Below are 21,300 nucleotides of genomic sequence, written 5' to 3' on the forward strand. Positions count from 1 at the left end.
GGCCGGCCGGGGCACCGGCGGCAGGCAGGGGGGACACCGGCGGCAGGCAGTGGAGGCACCCGCGCGGCCACACGCGCCACCGCAGACCCCGCAGACCCCCGCAGACCGGCCGCACCCGGACACCACCGCCGCCGAGGGCGCCCCGCCGGAAGACGTAGGACGCACGCACGAGCCGTCGCCCGATGCGCGCGCCGGAACCCCCTGTTCGAATACGTCATGTGACAAGACCCGCACGCACCCCGGACCCGGCCGTGCGCACCCGCCTGGCCGAGGAACGCAACGCCTGGCTCTGCACCCTGCGCCCGAACGGCACCCCCCACGTGACACCGGTCTGGTTCGTCTGCACCGACACCGCCGCCCCGGCCCCCGCCTGGTGGATCGGCGCGGACGCCCACGCGGTGAAGACCCGCAACATCGCGGCCGACCCCCGAGTCTCCCTCGCCCTGGAGAACCCCACCCACCCGGTCGTCGCCGAAGGAACAGCCACCGTCCTCCACACCGACTTCCCCCCGGACATCACATCGGCCTTCCAGGCCAAGTACACATGGGACGTCACGGCAACCACATCGCACACCGACCGCCGCGTCCTGATCAAGATCCAGACAACCCACTGGCTCCTCACGGGCACGGCCCAGTGAGACGGAGACGAACGAAACCGCCCAACCGCCAACCGCACAAGGTGACCCCCACTCCTGCCCCACCCACCGATGAGCCACGGGACTCAGCGGCCCCCCACGATGACCCCACACACGCCGACGGCCCCCGACCACCACCCAGGTCGAGCGCCCGCTCCACTGCGTGCGGGTCGACGGCAGACGGGATGAGAGCTGAGGTGGGAAGTGGGGTGCAAGAGCGCTGAGGTCAGCACCACCACCGCCCCTCCGTGGGCTAGCTAGGGCGTGTTTCGAAGTGCTGGTCACAGCCATGCGTAGCGAAAGCACTGGTGCCAGCGCACCGGTTTCGACAAGCTGCGACACATGGACTGGACGCCCCTGCTCTCCACACTGAGCGGTGCCGTCATCGGCATCGCAGCCACTCTGATCGCCGACCGCAACCGGTGGCGGCGGGAGGAAGCAAGGCACGCTCTGGAAGTACGGCGCGAGGTCTACACGGAGTATGTTTCCGCCCTCAAAGCCGCGGGTGAGGAGATACGGGCCGTCGCCCTGGGCGACCACATGTCCGAGTCGGCACGCGACGCGGCGGTGCGGGAAGCCGTGCGCGGCACCGGCGTCTACACGGCGAGCGAACGCCTCTGGCTCGTGGGCCCCCCGCAGGTCGTGGAGGCGGGGAACGAGGCGTTCCAACGCCTGCGCGCGATCCGCGACGCCTATGCCCGTGGAGTGGCTGTCGGCTCCGCCGACGAGGCGCCCCTGATAGAGCGGCGACGCAAGGCTATGGCGCAGATGCGTCGCCTCATGCGTGAGGACTTGGGCATCGGACCCCTCGGAATCGAGTGATGTGTCACCAGCCCTGAGCTCGTCGCAGCCTCGCGAGGTCCCCGCCACCGTGCAGGTCACAGCCATTCATTGATGGCCGCGACCAGCACGGTCGCCTCGTAGCGGACGGCGAGCTTGTCGTACCTCGTTGCCACTGCTCGGTGTCGCTTGAGGCGATTGATGCCGCACTCCACCGCATGGCGCTCTTTGTAATCCGCGGCGTCGAACTTCGGCGGCCGACCACCCTGGGAACCGCGCTTCTTGCGGTTGGCGATCTGGTCGCGCTTCTCCGGGATCGTGCAGCGGATGTCGCGCTTGCGCAGGTAGGCGCGGTTCGCGCGGGAGCCGTACGCCTTGTCGGCACGAACCTTGTCCGGCCGGGTGCGCGGGCGGCCGGGCCCGAGCCTGGGCACCCGGATACACCCAGGACCACTTGGAACTGCGGGGAGTCACCGCGCTGTCCGGCCGTGATCACCAGTGACATCGGCTTCTGGGCCTGCTCGACTGCCAGGTGGAGCTTGGTGGTCAGCCCGCCCCGGGAGCGTCCGAGCCCGTGGTCGTCGGGCTCGGCGAAGACACCACCGGGCGGCTCGATCTGCAGATCCCCTTTTTGCGGGCACCAGCCGCATGCTGGTGGGCGCGAACGACGGTCGAGTCCACCGAGACATCCCAGGTGATCAGTCCCTCGGCGTCGGCCCGGGCCTGCAGCTGCTCGAAGATGCGGTGCCAGGTGCCGTCCCGCTGCCAACGCCGGAACAGGCCATACACCGTCTCCCACGGGCCGTACCGCTCGGGCACGTCCCGCCAGGGAGCACCGGCGCAGGTGCGCCAGCGTATTCCGTCTATCAGGTGCCGCTTGGTGTGTACCGGCGGCCGTCCGGGCTTCTTCCCGACCGGGAGCAGCGGCTCCAGCTTCGCCCACTGCGCATTCGTCAGGTCGTGCCTCCCCATGAAGTGGATCTTGACACATCAAGATCCACTTCTGAAACACGCCCTAGGTGGGGCCTGCACAGTCCCCACCACGGCCCGTCTGCCGCGCTCCCTCTCTGCCCTCATCGAAGACGACCCCGGATCCCACCCGCATCGTTCACCTCGACGTTTCCGCGTGATCACACTTCAGCCAAGTTCACGGCCCACCCTTCACTGCCTCGTCACGCTGCGATGTAGGGCAAGCGCGCAGGCGCGGGGGCGAGGAGATACCGCTGAGAGGTGGATTCGCCATGGGCGCGTGAGGTCGATTTTCCGTCACGCCTTGACGAATGGAGCCGAACACATGTGCCCTCCTCTACAGTAATCACGCGCCATGACTGGTCTGGGCCAGTGCTGCGCATTGCGGAGATGGCGAGACCGCCATGTGTCCGGTTTATCACTCCCAAGCTACCTTCGCATTCGCTTTACCAGGATTCCCGGAGAGAAGAGAGAAATTAAGCACGGTAGACGCATATCCATGGCGCTCGGCACAGCAGCGATGATCACTCTCGCCCTTGCTCCCACCGCCGAAGCCAGCTGGACCAGCTCCATTATCGCTGCCAGCCCAGGCTTCGAATCCCGGCGCTGGCAGGATGAGCTGTACTCGCAGATTACTTTCCACGACTGCCGTACGGACGCCACGACGCACTCCACGGACGTGCAATTGGATTATTATTTGGAGATTATGAAGATCGGTGGATCGGGTACGGCCGGTCCTGTGCTCACCGTGGGTTCGCTCACCGTGGATACCACCAAGGCCGACGGCACTGGCCGAGCTTCAGCTCCGAGGGCGTCCCGCCAGGGTGCCCCGCCAGGGCGCCCTGCGTAGTCGACGACTGGTTCGGTGGGATTCCGTGAAGTTCATTACCGCCTTGCGTGGCGGATGCATGCGATGGGCCGCGCCCATCACCCTCCTGCTCACACTTTTCTACTACGTTGTGGGAGAGACGGCCCCTCTCTCAAGTCATTACCATTACGCGCTTGCCATCGTCGCCCAACCGTTGGATTCGCTGTATGCGTTGGCGTATGCGGTGGCAGCGGCTCTTGCCTGCTGGGAGAGCGGGGGCTTGAAGAACGCACGCATATGGGCGCTGGCCCCGGCGCGTTCTCGTTACCGGATTGCGGCCAATGTGCTGGCCCCCGTGATTGCACTCTCCTGGCTCGTTCTGCTGCTTCCTCCGGCGATCTCACTTGCACGGTCGGCAACCATACCCACCCTAGACAGCCTGCGGCTACCTTGCGCCGCCATGGTGCTCTGTGTCGTCCATGCCGTCGTCGGATTCGCCGTCGGCTACAGGATTTCCCGGGTCATCGCCACACCGATCGTGGCTGTGGCCGACTGGATCATCGTGGCCTTCACCGTGGCGGTGCAGCCGTACTGGCCTCGCCATGTCTCCGGGGAGTTCGGCATCTTCGGCATCGGCGAGGTGCCAAAACTGGTCACCGTTGTGGTGCCCGTGCTGTTCGCGGGTGGGATTGCCGTCGGACTTGCGATCCTCTGGCTGCCATACGGATGGCGGATGCTCCGAGTCGTGGTTGCGGCCGCGGTCGCCGTGTGTGGTGTCTTCGGGGCCTACCACACGGCCGAGGGCTGGCGGGCCACTCCGCCGGTGACCGGCGGGCACGTGACCATGACGTGCGCGGGCAGCGCGCCGCGCATGTGCGTACCGGAGTACAACGCACGCTATCTGCCGCAGCTCCAGCGCGACACCGCAAAGGCACTGCGCGTCCTGCATGACGCCGGGGCTGTTCCGGCACCACCCCGGCTGATCACCGACAGCTATACCTACCACCGTTCAGGGAAACCCTCGACATCGACTGACTGGCGCATGATCCTGACCGGCCCGGTACGAAGCGGTGATGCCGTATACCAGATCGTGGCGCGTTCCCTGCATTTCCGCTGTACCCAGGTCGACACCCGTACCGCCCACTCCGTCTGGCTGTGGGCGGCCATGAAAACCGGTCAGGAGCAGCAGTACCGAAAGTACCGGAAGCGAGAGGACCAAGACCCTCGAGCTCAGGAGCTGGAAAAGCAGGTGCACGCTGACGTGGCCCGTGTACTGGCCGAGCCGAAAGCCGAACAGGCCGCATGGGTCAGACGATCGCTCGACACATGCGGGGCGACGTCGCGGTGAGGTGGTGGTTCAAGGCCCGACGGGGGCACTTTCTGCTGCCGCTCGCCCTGGTCGTCTTCGCAGCCACCCTCTTCGCGGTGCAGGACGTCACGGTGATCCTGCCCGCACTCGCCGGCAACACCCAGATCGCACTCTCCGTGTTCGTTCCCGTCCCTCTGCTCGCCCTCCTCATGACGGTCCTCGAATCCCGGCTTTCCGCAGCCGAGGACTCCGCGGTCCGGTCCGTGAACCGGCTCGACAGCGTACTCATCACCACGGTTCTGGCTGCGGGGATCCTGTGCGGCCTTCTCATTTCAGCCGTGCAGGGCACGGCAACGGCCGCCTGCGCTGGCCGTAACGCGGCCTTCCTGGCCGGGCTCATGCTGCTGGGGCGGGCGTGGGCCGGTCAGGCGGCAGTCATGATCCCTGTGGGGTGGCTGTTCTTCGTCACGCTCACCGGGTTCCACGCCAACGTGCCGCACACCTGGACCATTGTCGCCCTGCCCGCGGACAACCTCTTCGCGGCTACCGTCTCCCTGGTGGCGTTCGCCGTCGGCCTCGCCGCCCAGATCCGCACGTCGAGGAAGACAGCGTGACACTCGAACTCAGCAACTGCACCTACGGCTACCGGCGCTGGAAAAGCCCCGTGCTGCGGGACTTCTGCTACACCCTGCCGGACGGCCTCACCGTCCTGCTCGGCCCCAACGGCGCCGGCAAGTCCACCGTGCTGAAGCTCGCCGCCTCGGTGACCCGGCCGCAGAAGGGACACGTCACCTTGGACGACGCGCCGGCCGGCACCGCGGCATATCGGCGGGCCGTGGCCTGGATGCCGCAGGACATCGCGCCCATGCCCACGCTCACCGCGCGCGAGTACGTCGCCTACATCGGCTGGCTCAAGGGCATGAACCGCACCGACGCCTGGAAACAGGCCCGCAGAGCCCTCGCCCGCGTGGACCTGGCCGAGCAGACCGACACCCGCACGAGCCGGCTCTCCGGCGGCCAGATGCGACGCGTCGGCGTGGCCGGGGCACTCGTGCACGGCGCGCGCATCCTCCTGCTGGACGAGCCCACCGCCGGCATGGACCCCTACCAGCGCCGCGTCTTCCGCGACATCCTGCGCGGCCTGACCGGCGACGTGCGGGTGCTGCTGTCCACGCACGACGTCGCCGACCTCGCGGAGGAGGCCGACCACGTCACCGTTGTGCACGCCGGGACGGTCCTCCACCACGGCAACACCGGCACGTTTCTGACCCACACCCCACCCGGCACTCTCGCGGGACGTGCCGCCGAGGCGGCCTACACCGAACTGCTCCGGAGCCGGGGCATCGCCGCCTGACAGGCCGACCACCCCGGATGCGGGAGACGATGCCTCACGTCGCAACTGCCTGCATGATCCATAGGCATGGGTCCCTGGCTCCCGAAAGTGGCGTAGATCGAGCATCGTCGGGCTCAGGAATGAGCCGGAGCAGTTGCACGTCCGGAACGTCCACGTGCAAGCGCTGAGGTCGTGAGCCGATGCGGTGACATCCATGGCTGACATCAACGAGGCGAAGAAGGCTCGCGCCCGGTTCCAGAAGCCGGTGGCGGTCTCCTTTTTCTCGTCGGTGTGATCTCGCTGTAGGCCAGGCGGGAGTGGTCGTCGAGGGCGGTATGCAGGTAGCTGTAGCCGGCGTTCGTGCGGTTCCTGCGGCCGGCCGCCCGGCCGAGGACGTTGTGGCCGCCGCCGTCGGGGATGTTGCCGGGTTTCTTGCTGTCGACATGGATCAGTTCGCCGGAGCGGTCGCGTTCGTAGCGGCGTATGAGACGGCCGGTGGCCCGGTCCTGATGGGCGAGGCGGGCCAGGCGGTAGCGGGTGAGCACGCGGTGCACGGTCGAGGAGCAGGTGCAGCAGGTGCACGACACGGGCCCGTCCCCACCGGCGCAGGATGCGAACCTTGGTGATCCGGCGCTCGGTTTGGGTCGGGGTGCGGCGCGGGCTTGCGCGCGGGTGGGGGGACAGATCACTCATCCCGGCCCGGCCCTGAGCGCGGTAGCGGTCGGACCACCACTGGGCGGTGGTCGGCGAGACCTGGAAGCGCTCCGCCACCCGACGCAGGGGCCAGCCGTGCGGGGAACAGCGGTGCCGGGCGGGTAGCACCCATGCCAACGGCCCCCGACCGTCTTGCCTGGTCAGGGGCCGTAACTACCGCGGAGGCGGTGGGATTTGAACCCACGGTCGTGTTGCCACGACGACGGTTTTCAAGACCGTTCCCTTCGGCCGCTCGGGCACGCCTCCCTGCCGACGCCCGGCTGGGCGGGGCAGGTACAGACTACCGGGTGGGTCGGGGGAGGGGGCGGTCCTGGTGGTGCGGGGAGGGGGAGGTCCTGGTCGTGCGGGGGAGGGTCGGTGGTCGGGCGGCGCCGAAGTGGTCGTTCGGCCGGGTGGGCGTGGTGCTGTGGCCGAAGGCGGCCGGCGGGCTCGGTGGGCCGGCCTCCTGTGTCGGGGCCGTGTGCGGGCGGTTAGCAGGTTGGACGATGCGCCCCCGCGTGCCGCGCGCCCGGTGGGCGGAGTGAGGGGCGCCGGGTACTGCGGCGCCCCTCACGGGGGTCAGCTCGGGCTGTCGCCCTTGCGTTCGCCCAGCGTCACGTTCACCGTGTGCTCCTGGCCGCCGCGCTTGTAGGTGACCTTGACGGTGTCTCCGGGCTGGTGGTTCCAGATCTCGCCGATCAGGGTCGGGCCGCTGTCGATCACCGAGTTGTCGAAGCGGGTGATGACGTCGCCGGGCTTGAGGCCCGCCTTGTCCGCGGGGCCGCCGGGGGTGATGGGCTGCGAGCCGTTCGGGCCCTGGTCGGAGAGGACCGCGCCGTTGCCCTGTGCCTGGTCGTCCAGGGCGACGGACGCGCCGATCACCGGATAGACCGGCTGGCCGGTCTTGATGAGCTGGTTGGCGACGTTCTTGGCCTGGTTGATCGGGATGGCGAAGCCGAGGCCGATCGAGCCGCCCTGGCCACTGCCGCTCAGGCCGCCGTCGCTGGACGGCTTGATGGCGGAGTTGATGCCGATCACCGCGCCGCGCGCGTCCAGCAGCGGGCCGCCGGAGTTGCCGGGGTTGATCGAGGCGTCGGTCTGCAGGGCGCTCATGTAGGAGGCGTCGTTGGTGTTGCCGCTCTCGCTGGTGGTGACGGGGCGGTCCTTGGCGCTGACGATGCCCGTGGTGACCGTGTTGGACAGGCCGAAGGGCGCGCCGATCGCGATCGTGGGGTCGCCGACGGCCACCTTGTCGGAGTCGCCGAGTGCCAGCGGCTTCAGGTCGGACGGGGCGTTCTTCAGCTTGATGACCGCGACGTCGTAGCCCTGCGCGCGGCCCACCACCTCGGCCCTGTACTTCTTGCCGTTGGAGAACGTCGCCGAGAGGGTTCCGCCGTCGGCCGCGGCCGCCACCACGTGGTTGTTGGTGAGGATGTGGCCCTGCTTGTCGTAGACGAAGCCGGTGCCGGTGCCGCCGTCGCCGTTGCCGCTCTGCGCGTCGATGGTGACGACGCTCGGCAGCGCCCGGGACGCGATGCCCGCGACGGAGTTCGGCGCGCGCTTGACGTCCGAGGGGCCGGAGGCGGAGACGGTCGTCGAATCCGTCGAGCTGTCGCTGTGCTCGGCGGCCCAGTAGCCGACGCCGCCGCCGATGCCGCCCGCGACCAGCGCGGCCACCAGCACGGCCGCGACGAGACCGCCCCCGCGCCGACCGCCCGGCCGCGGCGCGGGCGGCTGGTACGAGGAGCCCCATCCGGCGCCGCCGCCCGAATCACCGTAGGAGGGCGTACCGCTGCCCGGGTCACCGTGGGAGGGCGTACCGCCGCCCGAATCACCGTACGACGGCGTGCCTCCGCCCGGGTCGCCGTAGGAGGGCGTGGCGGGCGGCGGGGGCGGCCACTCGCCCGAGACCGGCGACGACGCGGCCACGCCGGGCTGTCCGGGAGCGTGACCGGGCTGGGCCGGGGGCTGAGCCGGCTGACCGGGGGCCTGTCCCGGGTGACCCGGGTGACCGGGGTGACCGGGCTGGCCGGCCGCTGCCGCTGCCTGGCCCGGCTGGCCGGCCGCCCCCGGGCCGGGGGACGGCGCCCCGGCGCCCTGGGCGGGCGCGGCAGGCGGCGGGTACGCCGGCATCGTCGCGGTCGTCCCGGCGTCGGGGGCGGCCGGGGGCGGCGGATCCTGGGCGGGACGCTGCGGGACCGTGGCGGACGGATCCTGGCCGGGGGCCGGCCGTCCGGCGGCCGGGGCTTCCGCAGCGGGAGGCGCCGCAGGCGAACCCGCCGGCTCGGGAGACTCCACCGGCACGGGAGGTGCAGACGGGGCAGGCGGTACCGCAGCGCCCTCGTTCTCGGTGCTCACAGCTCTTCTCCTCAATCCACGGCTGCAGGTGTCGACAGCACTCGGTCGCATGCGTGCGCATGCATGCACGGCCCGGCGCGGCCCAGCTGTGCCTTCTGTACGCGGTCAGCCTTTCCTACCGGACGTCAGGGCACTGTAAGCCGAGGCTGTGCGTCCGACGCCATCCTTTACATCGGACACTTCACGCCCGATCGGCGCATCCTCAACGCGGCCGGGCGCGGGCCGTCACCGGGCACACGCCTACCCCGTCGGGGTGGCACCATGACGCGGTGACCGACGCACGCCAGCATGCCATTCAGGTCGTCGCCCACCGCGGGGCTTCCGAGGACGCGCCCGAACACACCCTGGCCGCGTACAGGAAGGCCATCGAGGACGGTGCCGACGCCCTGGAGTGTGATGTGCGCCTCACCGCCGACGGCCACCTCGTATGCGTGCACGACCGGCGGATCAACCGTACGTCCAACGGCCGGGGAGCGGTCTCCGCACTGGAGCTCTCCGAACTCGCCGCGCTCGACTTCGGCTCCTGGAAGAGGCGGGCGCCCGGCGCGGAGGCCCCGGGCTGGGAGGAGAGCCCGGACTGGGACCCGGCGAACGGCGCCGCCGGTGCCCTGCTCCGCCCCGAGGACACCTCCGTCCTGACCCTGGAGCGCCTGCTCACCCTGGTCGCGGAGACGGACCGCAGGGTCGAGCTCGCCATCGAGACCAAACACCCGACCCGCTGGGCGGGTCAGGTCGAGGAGCGGCTGCTCTCCCTGCTCCGCCGCTTCGGCCTGGACGCCCCGACGGGACCCGCCGCGGGTCCGCGTGAGGATGCGCACAGGGAGGACGGTTCCGGGTCTGCTCAGAGGGAGGACGGTTCCGGGAGCGTCCAGAGGGAGGACGGTTCGGGGGCCCCGCAGAGGGGTGACGGTTCGGGGACCCCGCAGGAGGGCGACGGTTCCGAGGCCACGTTCAGGCAGGACGGTTCCAGGGCGTCGTCCAGGGAGAACGGTTCGGGGGACGTGCCCAGGGAGAACGGTTCGGGGGACGTGCCCAGCGAGAACGGTTCGGGGGCCGTGCCCAGGGGAGTCGCTTCGGAGGCGTCGCGGTATGCGGCCGGTCCCGGCCCGTCCCCCGTGCGGATCATGAGCTTCTCGTCCCGCTCCCTGCAGCGGGTGCGTGCCGGCGCGCCCGGGCTGCCGACCGTCTACCTGATGCAGTTCATCTCCCCGCGGCACCGGGAGGGACGGCTGCCCGAGGGGGTGCACATCGCCGGGCCCTCGATGCGGATCGTCCGCAATCACCCGGGGTACGTCGCCCGTCTGAAGGACGCGGGGCACCAGGTCCACGTCTGGACCGTCGACGACCCCGCGGACGTCGACCTGTGCGTCGCGCTCGGTGTGGACGCCATCATCACCAACCGCCCGAAACAGGTGCTGCGACGCCTCGGCCGTGCATAACGGCAGTTACCGGGCGTGCACCGGCGCGTTCGATGCGTATTCGAGGGTGAGTAATGCGTCACGGTACGGCCGTCGGCCGGTTTCCCCTTCCGTGGCCCGGGGCATCCACACCGTGGCGTGGGGCGAAGGAGGTCTCGGGGGTGGCGTTGGTGGTGGCACAGGAGGTGCCCACGTCGTCGTGCATGGCCGTACCCCATGGCCCTGCGGGCGTGGGAAAAGCAAGACGTCGCATGCGTGACCAGCTGCGGGTCAGCGGGGTTTCGGACGCGGTCGTCGACGATGCCGTACTCATCCTTTCCGAACTGCTCAGCAACGCCTGCCGGCACGGCAGACCCCTGGGCGACACGCAGGCCGGCGACGGGGAAGGGGACGGGGACGGGGACGTGCTGGCCGCCTGGCGTGTCGACGCGGCGGGCCGGCTGACGGTCGAGGTCACGGACGGCGGTGGACCGACGCGCCCCGTCCCGGCCAAGCCCTCGGTCACCGCGCACGGCGGCCGCGGGCTGAACATCATCACCGCTCTCGCCGACGACTGGGGCGTACGGGACGACCCGCACGGCGAGGTCACCGTCTGGGTCGTGGTGCACGGCGACCCGGCTCCCACCCGCATCCCCGAGGCCACGGCCCGCACGGTCGGCCGCACGGTGCGCCCGGAGGGTGGCCACGGCCCCCGGCCGGAGGCCAACGGCCGCGCCGCCGCCCTGGGCAAGCAGACCCGCAGGACCACCGGAAGTGCCCCCGTCGCCCACGCCCACCGCCCTGCGCACCGGCGCGGCGGCGACCTCGGCGCACGCATGCCCTCCCGCCCCCTGCCCGCGCGCGGTGAGCGCGACTTCGCGGACGCCCTCGACGACCCCGAGTGAGGCACGTCGCGGGCGCCCTCCGGGGATGGGCCCGCCTGCCGTCCCCGTACCTGCGGCGGGATGCCGCGTTTTCTCCCGTTGTCCGTGCGAGCGGCTAGGCTCGCGCGTACCAGACCGAGCCGTACCCGGGAGATGCCCACGATGGCGAAGAAGCGCCCCCAGACCAAGGCCAGGCGCCCGCAGCAGAGCGCAGGCGCGGACGGAAGCATTCCGGTCGTCGGCGCCCGTGAGCCCTGCCCGTGCGGTTCCGGCCGCCGCTACAAGGCGTGCCACGGCAGGGCCGCGGCGCAGGCGGCGACGGAGCTGGTGCAGCGGCCGTTCGAGGGGCTGGCCGGGGAGGGCGACTGGGTGGCGCTGCGTGAGCTGGTGCCGGCCGCGACCGCCGAGCTGACCCTCAAGGAGGGCCTGCCTGAGGGCGTCCCTTCCGTCACGCTGGCCACGGTGCTGCCGATGGCGTGGCCCGCGCTGCGCCGCGACGACGGCTCGGTGCTGCTCGGTCTGCAGAACGACACCTCGTCCGGCGACATCAGCCGTGACCTCGCCGACACGCTGCAGCACGCGCTGACGGCGGAGCCCGGCTCCCCGGTAGCGGGCCGGCGGGTGCCGGCGGACGGGCCCCGGCTCCAGGATCTGCTGGATCCCGAGGCGCCGTTCGAGCCCGTGGTGCACGCGGGCTTCGAGTTCTGGGTGCCCGACGCGGAGAACGCCACCCCGGAGGTCGCCGCCTCGCTGGAGCGTGCGAACGCCGCGGCGATCCCGACCGCAAAGTTGTCGGGCGTGCCGTCGGCGTACTGGTGCGGGACGCCGGAGAAGAACCATCTGCGCTGGGTGATGCCGCACCCCGAGGAGCGGCTGCTCGACGCGCTCGCCCGGCTGCACGCGGCGGACGCGTCGTCGCTGGGCGAGGGCACCCGTCTGGTCGGTTCGTTCCGGGCGCACGGACTGACCGTGCCGGTCTGGGATCTGCCGACCGGGATGTCCGCGGAGGACACCGAGAAGCCCGCCGCCGAGTTCGCGGAGCGGCTGGCCACCGCCCTCGCCTCGGAGACTCCGCTGACCGCGGAGGAGCGCCGCGCCCGCGGCGGCCTCACCAACCGGCAGGTCACGCTGAGCTGACGCGGCACCGCTTCAGGGCCTCGCTGGGCCTCGCGCCTCATCAGGGCGGTGCGGGGCTGGGCCCGGTGGGGGCCGCGGGGCCGAGCGGGCATCCGACCACCGGGCCGGTGGTCCGGAGAGCCCCGGAGACGGCAGCAACTGTCCCTCCCGGCGAACTCTCCTACTGGTTGAAGGGCTCCCCAGGTCTCCCCCAGCGCTCTCCCGAGGGCCCCACTGCCTTGAAGGCGTGGGAGGTACCCCAGAGGTGCCTCGGATCCGACGGTCCCGTCGTGGCGTCGCGGTTCGCGTCGCGCAGTTCGGTCGTGGCTGGTCGCTCAGTTCGCCGCGCCCCTACCGGGGCGCGGCCCGCGGGCCGCGGATGCTGCGCAGGGTGACGGGCGGAGCCTGGCGCGGGGCACGCACAGAAGCGCCCGGTTGCTGGCGACGGGGGATGCACCAGCAACCGGGCTATATGAACCGTAACAAGAGATCGGCGGTTAGCAAATTCGATCTCGGCCATTCGCACACGGACTTACCTGCGTGGATGGGGAGTTGTGACAGGAGTCACCCGCCGTTTCCCGCGCTCTGCGGCTGACCGGTCGGTCAGCCGGCCCCGGCGCGGGGCAGGTCAGCGGCGGAGTGACGGTCCGCGGGCGGGGTTGGCCGGGAAGGGCCCCTGCGCGGTGGTTGGCCTTCGTGTCAGCAGAACGGGGCGTTCCCGACGCGGTGGGACGGATCCTCAGGTCGGCGTGTCGCGGGAGGCCGCCCTCCTCCAGTGCCTCAAGGAGCCTGGGGTGCCGCCCCCAGAGCTGCGGATCGGCGCCCACATCGGAGGGCCCGCCCTGCTTCCGAGGCGCGCCCGCAGATAGCGCGCCCGTACACAGCGCGGGCCGTACACAGGACGCGCCGTGCACAGGGCGCGCCCCCGGCATCCGAGGCGCGCCTCACATGACGGCTCACATCTCCGGTGCGCTCACTCCACGGTGTGTCAGGGCGTCGACCACCGCGTCCACCACGGCCTCCACGTCCGGTACCCAGGGGGCCGCGGAGCCGGGCAGTGGTGCCCGCTCCCAGCGGACGGGGCCCGCACCGGTGAGGGACGGCGGGAGGGCCAGGTAGCCGCCCGAGCCGTGGAAGCGCAGCGAGCCGGGGACGAAGTCCTTGGCGAAGAGGAGGTCGCCGAGCTGTTCCATCGAGTAGGGGGCGACCAGGATCGACCAGCGGGTGGGGGTGGCGACCACGGGGCCGAGCCGGATGTCCTGCCGGTCCAGCGCGGCCAGCGCCCGCGCCGCCGCGACGGCGGGCAGGCTGACGGCGCACGGGGCGCCGCCTCCGGTGGCCATCACGATGGGGGCGGCCGGGCGGTTCGTCCACCACCAGCGGATCATGCGCTCGTCGGTGGTGGCGGCCAGCAGACCGGGATCGAAGGGGTGCGCGCCCGGCACCACGCACTCGGGGTCCGGGCAGGCACAGCGGGTGCCGGGGGTGCCGCGGTGCGACTGGAGGCCGACGCCGGGCAGGACGGGCCAGTGCCACTCCGTCGCGAACGTCAGCGCCGCACCGCACATGTCGGGGCGGCTCTTCCGGCCGCCGGACCTGGGGCTCTCGCCTCTGCCTGCCGTACCGGTGCGTGCGCCGCTCGCGGGGCCGCGCTCCTCCCCGCTGCCGTTGCCGTTCTTCCGTCCGAAGGTCCACCTGGACAGGAGCCTGCGTCGCCTTCCGAGGATCTCGCGCATGAGCGCTCGTTCCTTTCCGCGTTGAACGCCGAGGACCACATCACACCATGTGTCGATCACTTCACTACGCGTACGTACTGGCGCGTCACACCCTGCGGAGACAGGGGGATACCCCTGGGCCGACGCTGGACTGTCGGCCATACTGCGCTGCTCAGAGCACGGGCATGGCATGGGGTGGCGGTGCCCGGCGATGCGCCGTCGCGCATGGCTCTCGCCGCCTCCGCCACGGAGGATAGAAGCACGACCGTCGGTGGTAAGGACGCCGGGGTCCGCCGCCGGGTTCCGAGATCATGCGTTCCCGGTACCCCCGGCTTTCACCGGTTACGTACCCATCGCGGCCGTCGTGACGCTCCGTTGAACGAAACCAGTCGACCGCAATATGCCTTTCCATGCGGCGTTTTTTGGCCAAGTTCCCTGTGTGACCGACCGGGTACAGACACTGCAAAACCGAACAGGACAATGCTGGACATCTGTGTATCTCTGCGTGTAGATGTGGAGCCATTGCCGGCAGGGTCAGCGGCGCGGAGAGACGCGGACGACGCGGGATGGCGTGGGATGGCGTGGGACGACAGGGGGTTTGTCATGCTTTTGTGGAGTACGTACCAGCCTGAGAGCTGGGCACCATGAGCGCTCCGCATCTGCCGAAAGTGGCCGGAATCGACTCCACGGTGCCGGCGCCCGCACACACTGTCGCGCCCCCCGGCGGCCACCCTGCTCCCCCGTCCAACTCCTCCGCGCCCCCCGGCGGCCACTCCGCCGGACCGTCCGCCCCCGCGGCGGTGTTCCAGGACCGGCTCGCGGGCTGGGTCTCCGACCTCACCACACTCCAAGAACTGACGGAACGCCTGACGCGTACCGGGCGCCTCCAGGACGCGCTGCACGAACTGCTGCGCGCCGGCGCCGCCCTCGTAGGTGCCCGGCGCGGGCTGGTGGTCCTCGAACCGTCCGACGGGCTCGGCCCCGACACCACGCTCGGTTTCGGCCTCTCCCGCGCCGACCTCGGACACCTGGAGACCGTGCCGCGTGCGGCCACCTCGCACGGGCGGCTGCTCGACACGCCCGCCGGGCTGCCCGGTGGCGAGCGGGAGATCGTGCACGCGGACCTGCCGTCCGAGGACGGGCTCGATCCGCGGCACCGCGAGGTCAGCGCGCGGCTCGGCTGCGCCGCCAGCTATGCGCTGCCGCTCACCACCAAGGCGGCGGGACGGCTCGGGGCGGTGGTCTGGCTCTACGACGAGCCCGCCGAGCCCACCGAGCGCCGGCGCCACCTCATCGGCCTCTACGCCCGGCACGCCACCGAGCACCTGGGGCGGCTGCTGGAGCTGGAACGCGCGCGGTCCGCGCTCGCCGCCGTCGCACAGGAGCTGCTGCCCGCGCGGCTGCCCCGGGTGCCCGGGGTGCGGCTGGCCGTGCGGCACCGGGCGGGGCGGGGCGGGGGCGGCGACTGGTACGACGCGCTGCCGCTGCCCGACGACGCGCTCGGGCTCGCGGTGGGGTCCGTCACCGGGTCCGGGCCGGGGGTGGTGGCGGCGATGGGGCGGCTGCGGGCCTCTCTGCGCGCGTATGCGCTGATGGAGGGGGAGGATCCGGTGGCCGTGCTGTCCGATCTCGAACTGCTGATGCGTCTGACGGAGCCCGCGCGCGCCGCCACCGCTCTCTTCGCGTACTGCGAGCCTGCGCTGCGGAAGATCACGTTCGCCGGGGCCGGGCATACGCCGCCGCTCATCGTGGGGGCGCAGAGGACGGAGTTCGTGGAGACGTCGTTGTCCGCGCCGCTGGGGATGCTGTCGTGCTGGGAGGCACCGAGCGTGGAGGTTTCGGCCCTGCCGGGAGAAACGGTGCTGCTGTGTACGGACGGGGTGCTGCGGCGGACGGGGGAGCCGATGGACCGGGCGTTCGCCCGGCTGCATGCGGCGGGGGCGAGTGTGCCCGGGGGGTTGCGGGGGGATCCGGGGGCTGTGGTTGATCATGTGCTGGGGTGCATGGGGGGCGGGGGCTCGGCAGGGTCTGGTGGGGCTGTGGGGTCTCGTGGTGCTGCGGGACCCGGCGGGTCCGGGGCTGGTGGGACCGGGGCTGGTGGGATCGGGGCTGGTGGGACTGGGGCTGGGGCTGAGGGGTCTGGTGGTGGGGGCGGGCGGTCTTGTGGGGACGACGCGGACGTGGTGCTGCTGGCGGCTTGCTTCGGCTGAGGCGGAATGAGGCGCTCGGCGTGTGCGGTCTTGGTGTGGCCGGTGCGCGTCCCCTCCCGCCTCGTCGGCGACTGCGGCCCGGCGCGCGGGTCCTGGGCCTTTGGGCGGTCCCGACCCACCGCTGGGCCCTGTCGTCCAACCCCTCGTCCGCCGCGCGACCCGCCCTCCGGGCGAACGACGGGAGTTCGACGACAGGACCTGGTGCCGGCCTGATGCTGCCGCTGTGGGCAGTCGCTCCGCGAGGTCGGAGGGGAAAGGCCCCTCCACCCGGTGGGTGGGCGGAATTACGATGGGGCTGTTCGAGTGGTGTGTCGTGGGTGAGGAGTGGGCCGTGGTCGGCGAGAAGGACGAGGAACCCGTCAAGCAGCGCAAGAACGGTCTGTACCCGGGCGTCTCCGATGAGCTCGCCGAGAACATGAAGTCCGGCTGGGCCGACACGGAGCTGCACGGCCTGGCGCCCATCGCCCAGGCCGACCGGACCGCGGCCCGCCGTGCCGCCCTCTCCGCCCGCTTCCCGGGCGAGCGCCTGGTGATCCCGGCCGGCAACCTCAGGACGAGGTCGAACGACACCGAGTACCCGTTCCGCGCGTCCGTCGAGTACGCCTACCTGACCGGCGACCAGACCCAGGACGGCGTCCTCGTCCTGGAGCCGACCGCGGACGGCCACTCCCCGACGCTCTACCTGCTGCCCCGCTCCAACCGCGAGAACGGCGAGTTCTGGCTGGACGGCCAGGGCGAGCTGTGGGTCGGGCGGCGGCACTCGCTCGCCGAGGCCGAGCAGCTCTACGGCATCCCGGCCGCCGACGTCCGCCGGCTCCCCGGCATCCTGCGCGAGGCCACAGGGCCGGTCCGCGTGGTACGCGGGCACGACGCGGGGATCGAGGCTGCGCTCACCGACAAGGTCACCGGTGAGCGCGACGATGAGCTGCGCGTCTTCCTCTCCGAGGCGCGCCTGGTGAAGGACGAGTTCGAGATCGGCGAGCTGCAGAAGGCCATCGACTCCACGGTGCGCGGCTTCGAGGACGTCGTGAAGGTGCTCGACCGCGCCGAGGCCACCAGCGAGCGCTACATCGAGGGCACCTTCTTCCTGCGGGCCCGCGTCGAGGGCAACCACATCGGCTACGGCTCCATCTGCGCCGCGGGACCGCACGCCTGCACCCTGCACTGGGTGCGCAACGACGGCCCCGTGCGCCCCGGCGAGCTGCTGCTGCTCGACGCGGGCGTCGAGACGCACACCCTCTACACCGCCGACGTCACCCGCACCCTGCCCATCGACGGCCGCTACACCGACTTGCAGCGCAAGGTGTACGACGCGGTGTACGACGCGCAGGAGGCCGGGATCGCCGCCGTGCGGCCGGGCGCCAAGTACCGCGACTTCCATGACGCGGCCCAGCGGGTGCTGGCCACCCGGCTCGTCGAGTGGGGGCTGCTGGAGGGCCCGGTCGAGCGGGTCCTGGAGCTGGGACTCCAGCGCCGCTGGACGCTGCACGGCACCGGGCACATGCTCGGCATGGACGTGCACGACTGCGCCGTGGCCCGCCGTGAGACCTATGCCGACGGCGTCCTGGAGCCGGGCATGTGCCTCACCGTCGAGCCCGGCCTGTACTTCCAGGCCGACGACCTGACGGTGCCGGAGGAGTACCGCGGCGTCGGCGTGCGCATCGAGGACGACATCCTCGTGACGGAGGACGGCAACAGGAACCTCTCCGCGGGCCTGCCGCGCCGCGCCGACGAGGTGGAGCAGTGGATGGCCCGGCTCAGGGCGTGAGGCTGCTCAAGACGCGAGGCCCGGTAGGCCCGGCTCAAGGCGTGAGGCCCGGCTCAAGGCGTGAGGCCCGGCTCAAGACGTGAGCCGGGCCCGGGCGGTCGGCCGGGGGTTCCCCGGCCGGGCTGCCTGCGGTCTGACGGATCGTGGGGCGCCGTGCGCGGTCGCGGTCTGCCGGCGCCGGCGCCTGCGTCCACCGGGTTCCGGTCTGACGGACCATCGCTCACGTACGGCGCGTTGCCCGATGCGCGATCTCGCCCGTCCGCCGCGGCGGCGCCGTGGCGGACGGGGCGTCATACCTCCCTCCGTGCGGGTCACACCGCCACGAGCGGGGCGTCGTCGCGCCACTTGAGGATCTTGTCGAAGCTCACCACCGCGCCGCTGCGACCCGGCTTGTTGCCGAAGTGCACATGGTCGGCCAGTTCCTCGATCAGGCAGAGACCGCGGCCGTGCTCGGTGCTCGGCGGCGCCGGGCGGGTGACGGGGCGCGGGCGGCCGGCCGGGAAGCCGGGGCCCGAGTCGGCCACCTCGATCCGGCACTTCTCGCCGTCGAGATAGGCGGTGACCTGGTACGCGCCCGACGCTCCGACGGATCCGGAGCCGCCGTGCGCGACGGCGTTGGCGCACGCCTCGCTGAGCGCGACGGAGAGGTCGTACGAGATGTCGGGGTCGACCCCCGCGGTCTCCATCGCGCCGACGAGCAGGCGCCGGGCGAGCGGAACGCTCGCAGCTTCGCGCCGCAAGTGGAGTGACCACAAGATGCTCATGCTCCAGCCTCCTGGGTGCGGCTCGACATACCGATACGTATTGCCTCAAGCAGGCGGAAGTAAGCCCTACGCTTATCCGACACCGCCCGTTCGGCGGATGCGCGGAGTGCGCGCGTCAGGGTATGGAGAACGGTCCCGGGGCGGTGTCCGGACCCCCGACCTGCGCGAACGGGTGGATGCGGCCGGGTGCGGCCCCCGGCCTGCGCATCATTTCCGAATCTCGGAACAGGCCCGGCATTTCTGTCAAAAGGCCAGGTCTTCGGCGGCGGACACGGGTCGTGCGGTATCAGTACCGGGCTATCGACGTTGATTTCGGGAATTTTTACCGATAGTGAGCGGAATACCGACTCTGCGTAACCTCGTGGACCTAATATGACCTTGCGGACCTGCCGTGTGAAACATCTGTGCGCAATGGGATGATGGCCCCGCCATGACTGCCCCCCGCCCGTGCGAGGCACGCGCCGGAGTCGGCCTCCGGCTGCTGAGGGCCGCGGTGTTCACCGCGGCCTGCGTCGCGCTGTCCGCGGCGGGGCACGGCCTGGCGTCGGAGACGGCCGTCCCGCTGTGGACGCTGGCCGCCGGCTTCGGCGGCCTGCTGCTCGTCGTGCTGCCGCTCGCGGGGCGGCAGCGCTCGCTGCCCGGTATGGCGGCGGTGCTCGGGGCCGGGCAGATCGCGCTGCACGTCCTCTTCGGCCTCGGCCAGTGCTCCATGGTCATACCGCACACCATGGTCATGCCGCACGGCGCGGCCATGGCGCACAGCGGGGCCATGCCGCACAGCGGGGCCATGGCGTCCTCCATGGCCGGCATCGCGTCCGCCATGGGCGGTCCCCACGGGGCGGGCATGTCGTCGTCCCTGGGCGGCATGTCGTCGCACGCGGCAGACGTGCTCGCACAGACGGGCGGGGGCCTTCCCGGGCTCGGGGGCTTCTCGGCGGTGAGCGCGTACACCGTGCCGCTGCTGCACGTCATGCTCATGCTGCCATCGCCGCCGATGCTGCTCGGGCATGTGCTGGCCGGGGTCGTCGCCGGATGGCTGCTGCGCCGCGGTGACGTCGCCGTCTTCCGGCTGGTGGCGCTCTCCGCGCAGGGCGTCGCCGAGGCCGCGCTGGTCCGTGCGCTGCGCGCCGCGCTCGCCCTGGTGCGCGCCCTGCGTGCGGGGCTGCCCGGCGCCGGAGGCACAGGACCGCGCCCGCCCCGGCCGGCGGAAACCGCCCCACCCCCGCCGCCCACGGCGGTCCTTCAGCACTCGGTGATCCGGCGCGGGCCGCCCACCACCCGCGCCTTCCTGCTCGCAGCCTGACGCGACACCGCTGTATCGGGCACCGGTTCGGCACGCCCGGCCATGTCGTCTCCGCGCCCCGCCCCGGCCCCTCGGCCCGGGCCGGCGCCGGTGCGCCATCGGCCAGGCCCCCGCCCTGCCCCGGTCCGCCCCGAACGGAGCGGTGTCGCCCGGCACGCGTCCGCGTGCCTCCCGCGCCGGTGTCCACCGGTGCGCACGACCCCCTCCTGACTGTGGAGTGTTCCGACCATGAAGGTTTCCCGCGTCACCGTGGTGGGCGCCGCCGCCGCGCTCGCCGTGCTCGGCCTGTCCGCCCCCGCCTTCGCGCACGTCACCGTGGCGTCCGAGGGCGACGCCGCCAAGGGCGGCTACGCCGTGCTCGACTTCAAGGTGCCCAACGAGCGCGACAACGCCTCGACCACCAAGCTGGAGGTGAACTTCCCCTACCAGCAGCACCCGCTGGCCTCCGTCGCGCCCGAGCCCGTCCCCGGCTGGTCCATCAAGATCACGAAGAGCAGGCTGAGCACGCCCCTGAAGTCCGAGGGCGGCACGATCGACGAGGCCGTCTCCAAGGTGACCTGGACGGCGGACGGCAAGGGCATCGAGCCCGGCTACTTCGAGAAGTTCCCGGTCTCGGTCGGCAAGCTGCCCGAGGACGCCGACACGCTCACGTTCAAGGCCCTGCAGACGTACTCCGACCACGAGGTCGTCCGCTGGATCGAGGAGCAGCAGAAGGGCCGGCCCGAGCCCGACAACCCCGCGCCCGTGCTCCAGCTGACCACCGCGCCCGCTCAGCACGGGCAGGGCGGTGCGCAGGCGGCGAGCGACGAGAAGAGCGGCACCGCCGGGCAGAGCGGCACCCAGGCGGCCGGTGACTCCGGCGGCTCCGACACCATTGCGCGCGTCCTGGGCGTCGTCGGCATCGTCGTCGGCGTGCTCGGTGTGGCGTTCGGCGTGCTGGCCGGGCGCCGCCGCACCGGCTGACCGGTCGAGCCGACCAGCCGACCAGCCGGCCTCGCCACCTCCCAGCCTGCCGACCTGCCGACCAGCCGACCTGCCGACCTGCATCGGCTGAGCGGATGAACGGCCGAACGGCTGAAAGCGGGGCTCGGGGGGAGGCCCACACCGGCTCCCCGGTCCCCGGTCCCGGCTACGGTCCGGGGCCATTCCGCCTACCCGGGCGCCTTCCGGGATGAGTGGCGCCGTACGGTGCCGTAAGGGCGCGGGCGCACGGTGCGCGCGCCCGGCACCGTACGGGCGTATGGGCGCACGCTGTGCG

15 protein-coding genes, 1 tRNA gene and 2 pseudogenes are annotated in these 21,300 nt (G+C 71.6%); 12 read left to right on the plus strand and 6 right to left on the minus strand.

What is annotated here, in order from left to right; all coding sequences use genetic code 11:
* Window positions 1–218: 218 nt before the first annotated feature.
* Window positions 219–638, plus strand: a complete 420-nt coding sequence (locus ACSMXW_RS17055) for a pyridoxamine 5'-phosphate oxidase family protein (RefSeq protein ID WP_485807455.1) — start codon at window positions 219–221, stop codon at window positions 636–638.
* A 339-nt stretch (window positions 639–977) separates the two neighbouring features.
* Window positions 978–1,457 (plus strand): hypothetical protein, encoded by a 480-nt coding sequence (locus ACSMXW_RS17060; protein WP_485807457.1) that lies wholly within the window; start codon window positions 978–980, stop codon window positions 1,455–1,457.
* 56 nt (window positions 1,458–1,513) lie between these two features.
* On the opposite strand, the pseudogene ACSMXW_RS17065 reads toward ACSMXW_RS17060, so the two are convergent.
* Window positions 1,514–2,387, minus strand: a pseudogene (locus tag ACSMXW_RS17065) (IS5 family transposase).
* Window positions 2,388–3,259: 872 nt separating this feature from the next.
* On the opposite strand from ACSMXW_RS17065, the gene ACSMXW_RS17070 reads away from it, so the two are divergent.
* From ACSMXW_RS17070 to ACSMXW_RS17080, 3 genes are read left to right on the plus strand one after another with little or no spacing between them, the layout of a single operon-like run.
* The gene (locus tag ACSMXW_RS17070; RefSeq protein ID WP_485807459.1) at window positions 3,260–4,540 is read left to right on the plus strand and encodes a DUF7224 domain-containing protein; all 1,281 of its coding nucleotides are present in this window, start codon (window positions 3,260–3,262) and stop codon (window positions 4,538–4,540) included.
* Complete coding sequence (locus tag ACSMXW_RS17075) at window positions 4,519–5,115, plus strand: hypothetical protein (protein WP_485807460.1); 597 nt, start codon at window positions 4,519–4,521, stop codon at window positions 5,113–5,115. The genes ACSMXW_RS17070 and ACSMXW_RS17075 overlap by 22 nt, the downstream gene beginning before the upstream one ends.
* Complete coding sequence (locus ACSMXW_RS17080) at window positions 5,112–5,855, plus strand: ATP-binding cassette domain-containing protein (RefSeq protein ID WP_485807462.1); 744 nt, start codon at window positions 5,112–5,114, stop codon at window positions 5,853–5,855. Before ACSMXW_RS17075 ends, ACSMXW_RS17080 begins: the two co-directional genes overlap by 4 nt.
* Window positions 5,856–6,065: 210 nt before the next feature.
* Here the strand turns inward: ACSMXW_RS17080 and ACSMXW_RS17085 are convergent.
* The 3 genes and pseudogenes from ACSMXW_RS17085 to ACSMXW_RS17095 all read right to left on the minus strand — a co-directional run.
* Window positions 6,066–6,623, minus strand: a pseudogene (locus ACSMXW_RS17085) (transposase family protein); the annotation flags it as partial.
* An 84-nt stretch (window positions 6,624–6,707) separates the two neighbouring features.
* A tRNA-Ser gene (locus ACSMXW_RS17090) sits at window positions 6,708–6,794 on the minus strand.
* A gap of 312 nt (window positions 6,795–7,106) precedes the next feature.
* Window positions 7,107–8,456 carry a trypsin-like peptidase domain-containing protein gene (locus ACSMXW_RS17095; RefSeq protein WP_485807463.1) on the minus strand — a complete coding sequence of 450 codons (1,350 nt, stop codon included), beginning with the start codon at window positions 8,454–8,456 and terminating at the stop codon, window positions 7,107–7,109.
* Window positions 8,457–9,154: 698 nt separating this feature from the next.
* On the opposite strand from ACSMXW_RS17095, the gene ACSMXW_RS17100 reads away from it, so the two are divergent.
* The 3 genes from ACSMXW_RS17100 (at window position 9,155) to ACSMXW_RS17110 (ending at window position 12,303) form a co-directional block, all read left to right on the plus strand.
* Complete coding sequence (locus tag ACSMXW_RS17100; RefSeq protein ID WP_485807464.1) at window positions 9,155–10,324, plus strand: glycerophosphodiester phosphodiesterase family protein; 1,170 nt, start codon at window positions 9,155–9,157, stop codon at window positions 10,322–10,324.
* Between the two features lie 140 nt (window positions 10,325–10,464).
* Complete coding sequence (locus tag ACSMXW_RS17105) at window positions 10,465–11,187, plus strand: ATP-binding protein (RefSeq protein WP_485807465.1); 723 nt, start codon at window positions 10,465–10,467, stop codon at window positions 11,185–11,187.
* A gap of 141 nt (window positions 11,188–11,328) precedes the next feature.
* Complete coding sequence (locus ACSMXW_RS17110) at window positions 11,329–12,303, plus strand: DUF5926 family protein (RefSeq protein WP_485807467.1); 975 nt, start codon at window positions 11,329–11,331, stop codon at window positions 12,301–12,303.
* A gap of 935 nt (window positions 12,304–13,238) precedes the next feature.
* Here ACSMXW_RS17110 and ACSMXW_RS17115 read toward each other — a convergent pair.
* Window positions 13,239–14,018 carry a bifunctional DNA primase/polymerase gene (locus ACSMXW_RS17115; RefSeq protein ID WP_485807469.1) on the minus strand — a complete coding sequence of 260 codons (780 nt, stop codon included), beginning with the start codon at window positions 14,016–14,018 and terminating at the stop codon, window positions 13,239–13,241.
* Window positions 14,019–14,641: 623 nt separating this feature from the next.
* On the opposite strand from ACSMXW_RS17115, the gene ACSMXW_RS17120 reads away from it, so the two are divergent.
* Window positions 14,642–16,207 carry a PP2C family protein-serine/threonine phosphatase gene (locus tag ACSMXW_RS17120; protein ID WP_485807471.1) on the plus strand — a complete coding sequence of 522 codons (1,566 nt, stop codon included), beginning with the start codon at window positions 14,642–14,644 and terminating at the stop codon, window positions 16,205–16,207.
* Between the two features lie 289 nt (window positions 16,208–16,496).
* Window positions 16,497–17,975, plus strand: a complete 1,479-nt coding sequence (locus ACSMXW_RS17125) for an aminopeptidase P family protein (protein ID WP_485807473.1) — start codon at window positions 16,497–16,499, stop codon at window positions 17,973–17,975.
* Between the two features lie 311 nt (window positions 17,976–18,286).
* On the opposite strand, the gene ACSMXW_RS17130 is transcribed toward ACSMXW_RS17125, so the two are convergent.
* The gene (locus ACSMXW_RS17130; RefSeq protein ID WP_485807475.1) at window positions 18,287–18,739 is read right to left on the minus strand and encodes an ATP-binding protein; all 453 of its coding nucleotides are present in this window, start codon (window positions 18,737–18,739) and stop codon (window positions 18,287–18,289) included.
* Window positions 18,740–19,169: 430 nt separating this feature from the next.
* On the opposite strand from ACSMXW_RS17130, the gene ACSMXW_RS17135 reads away from it, so the two are divergent.
* Together ACSMXW_RS17135 and ACSMXW_RS17140 are read left to right on the plus strand one after the other, a co-directional pair.
* The gene (locus tag ACSMXW_RS17135; protein WP_485807477.1) at window positions 19,170–20,042 is read left to right on the plus strand and encodes a hypothetical protein; all 873 of its coding nucleotides are present in this window, start codon (window positions 19,170–19,172) and stop codon (window positions 20,040–20,042) included.
* Window positions 20,043–20,270: 228 nt separating this feature from the next.
* Window positions 20,271–21,005, plus strand: a complete 735-nt coding sequence (locus tag ACSMXW_RS17140) for a YcnI family copper-binding membrane protein (protein WP_485807478.1) — start codon at window positions 20,271–20,273, stop codon at window positions 21,003–21,005.
* The last annotated feature ends 295 nt before the right edge of the window (window positions 21,006–21,300 follow it).

It is taken from the genome of Streptomyces sp. DSM 116793, assembly GCF_057320905.1.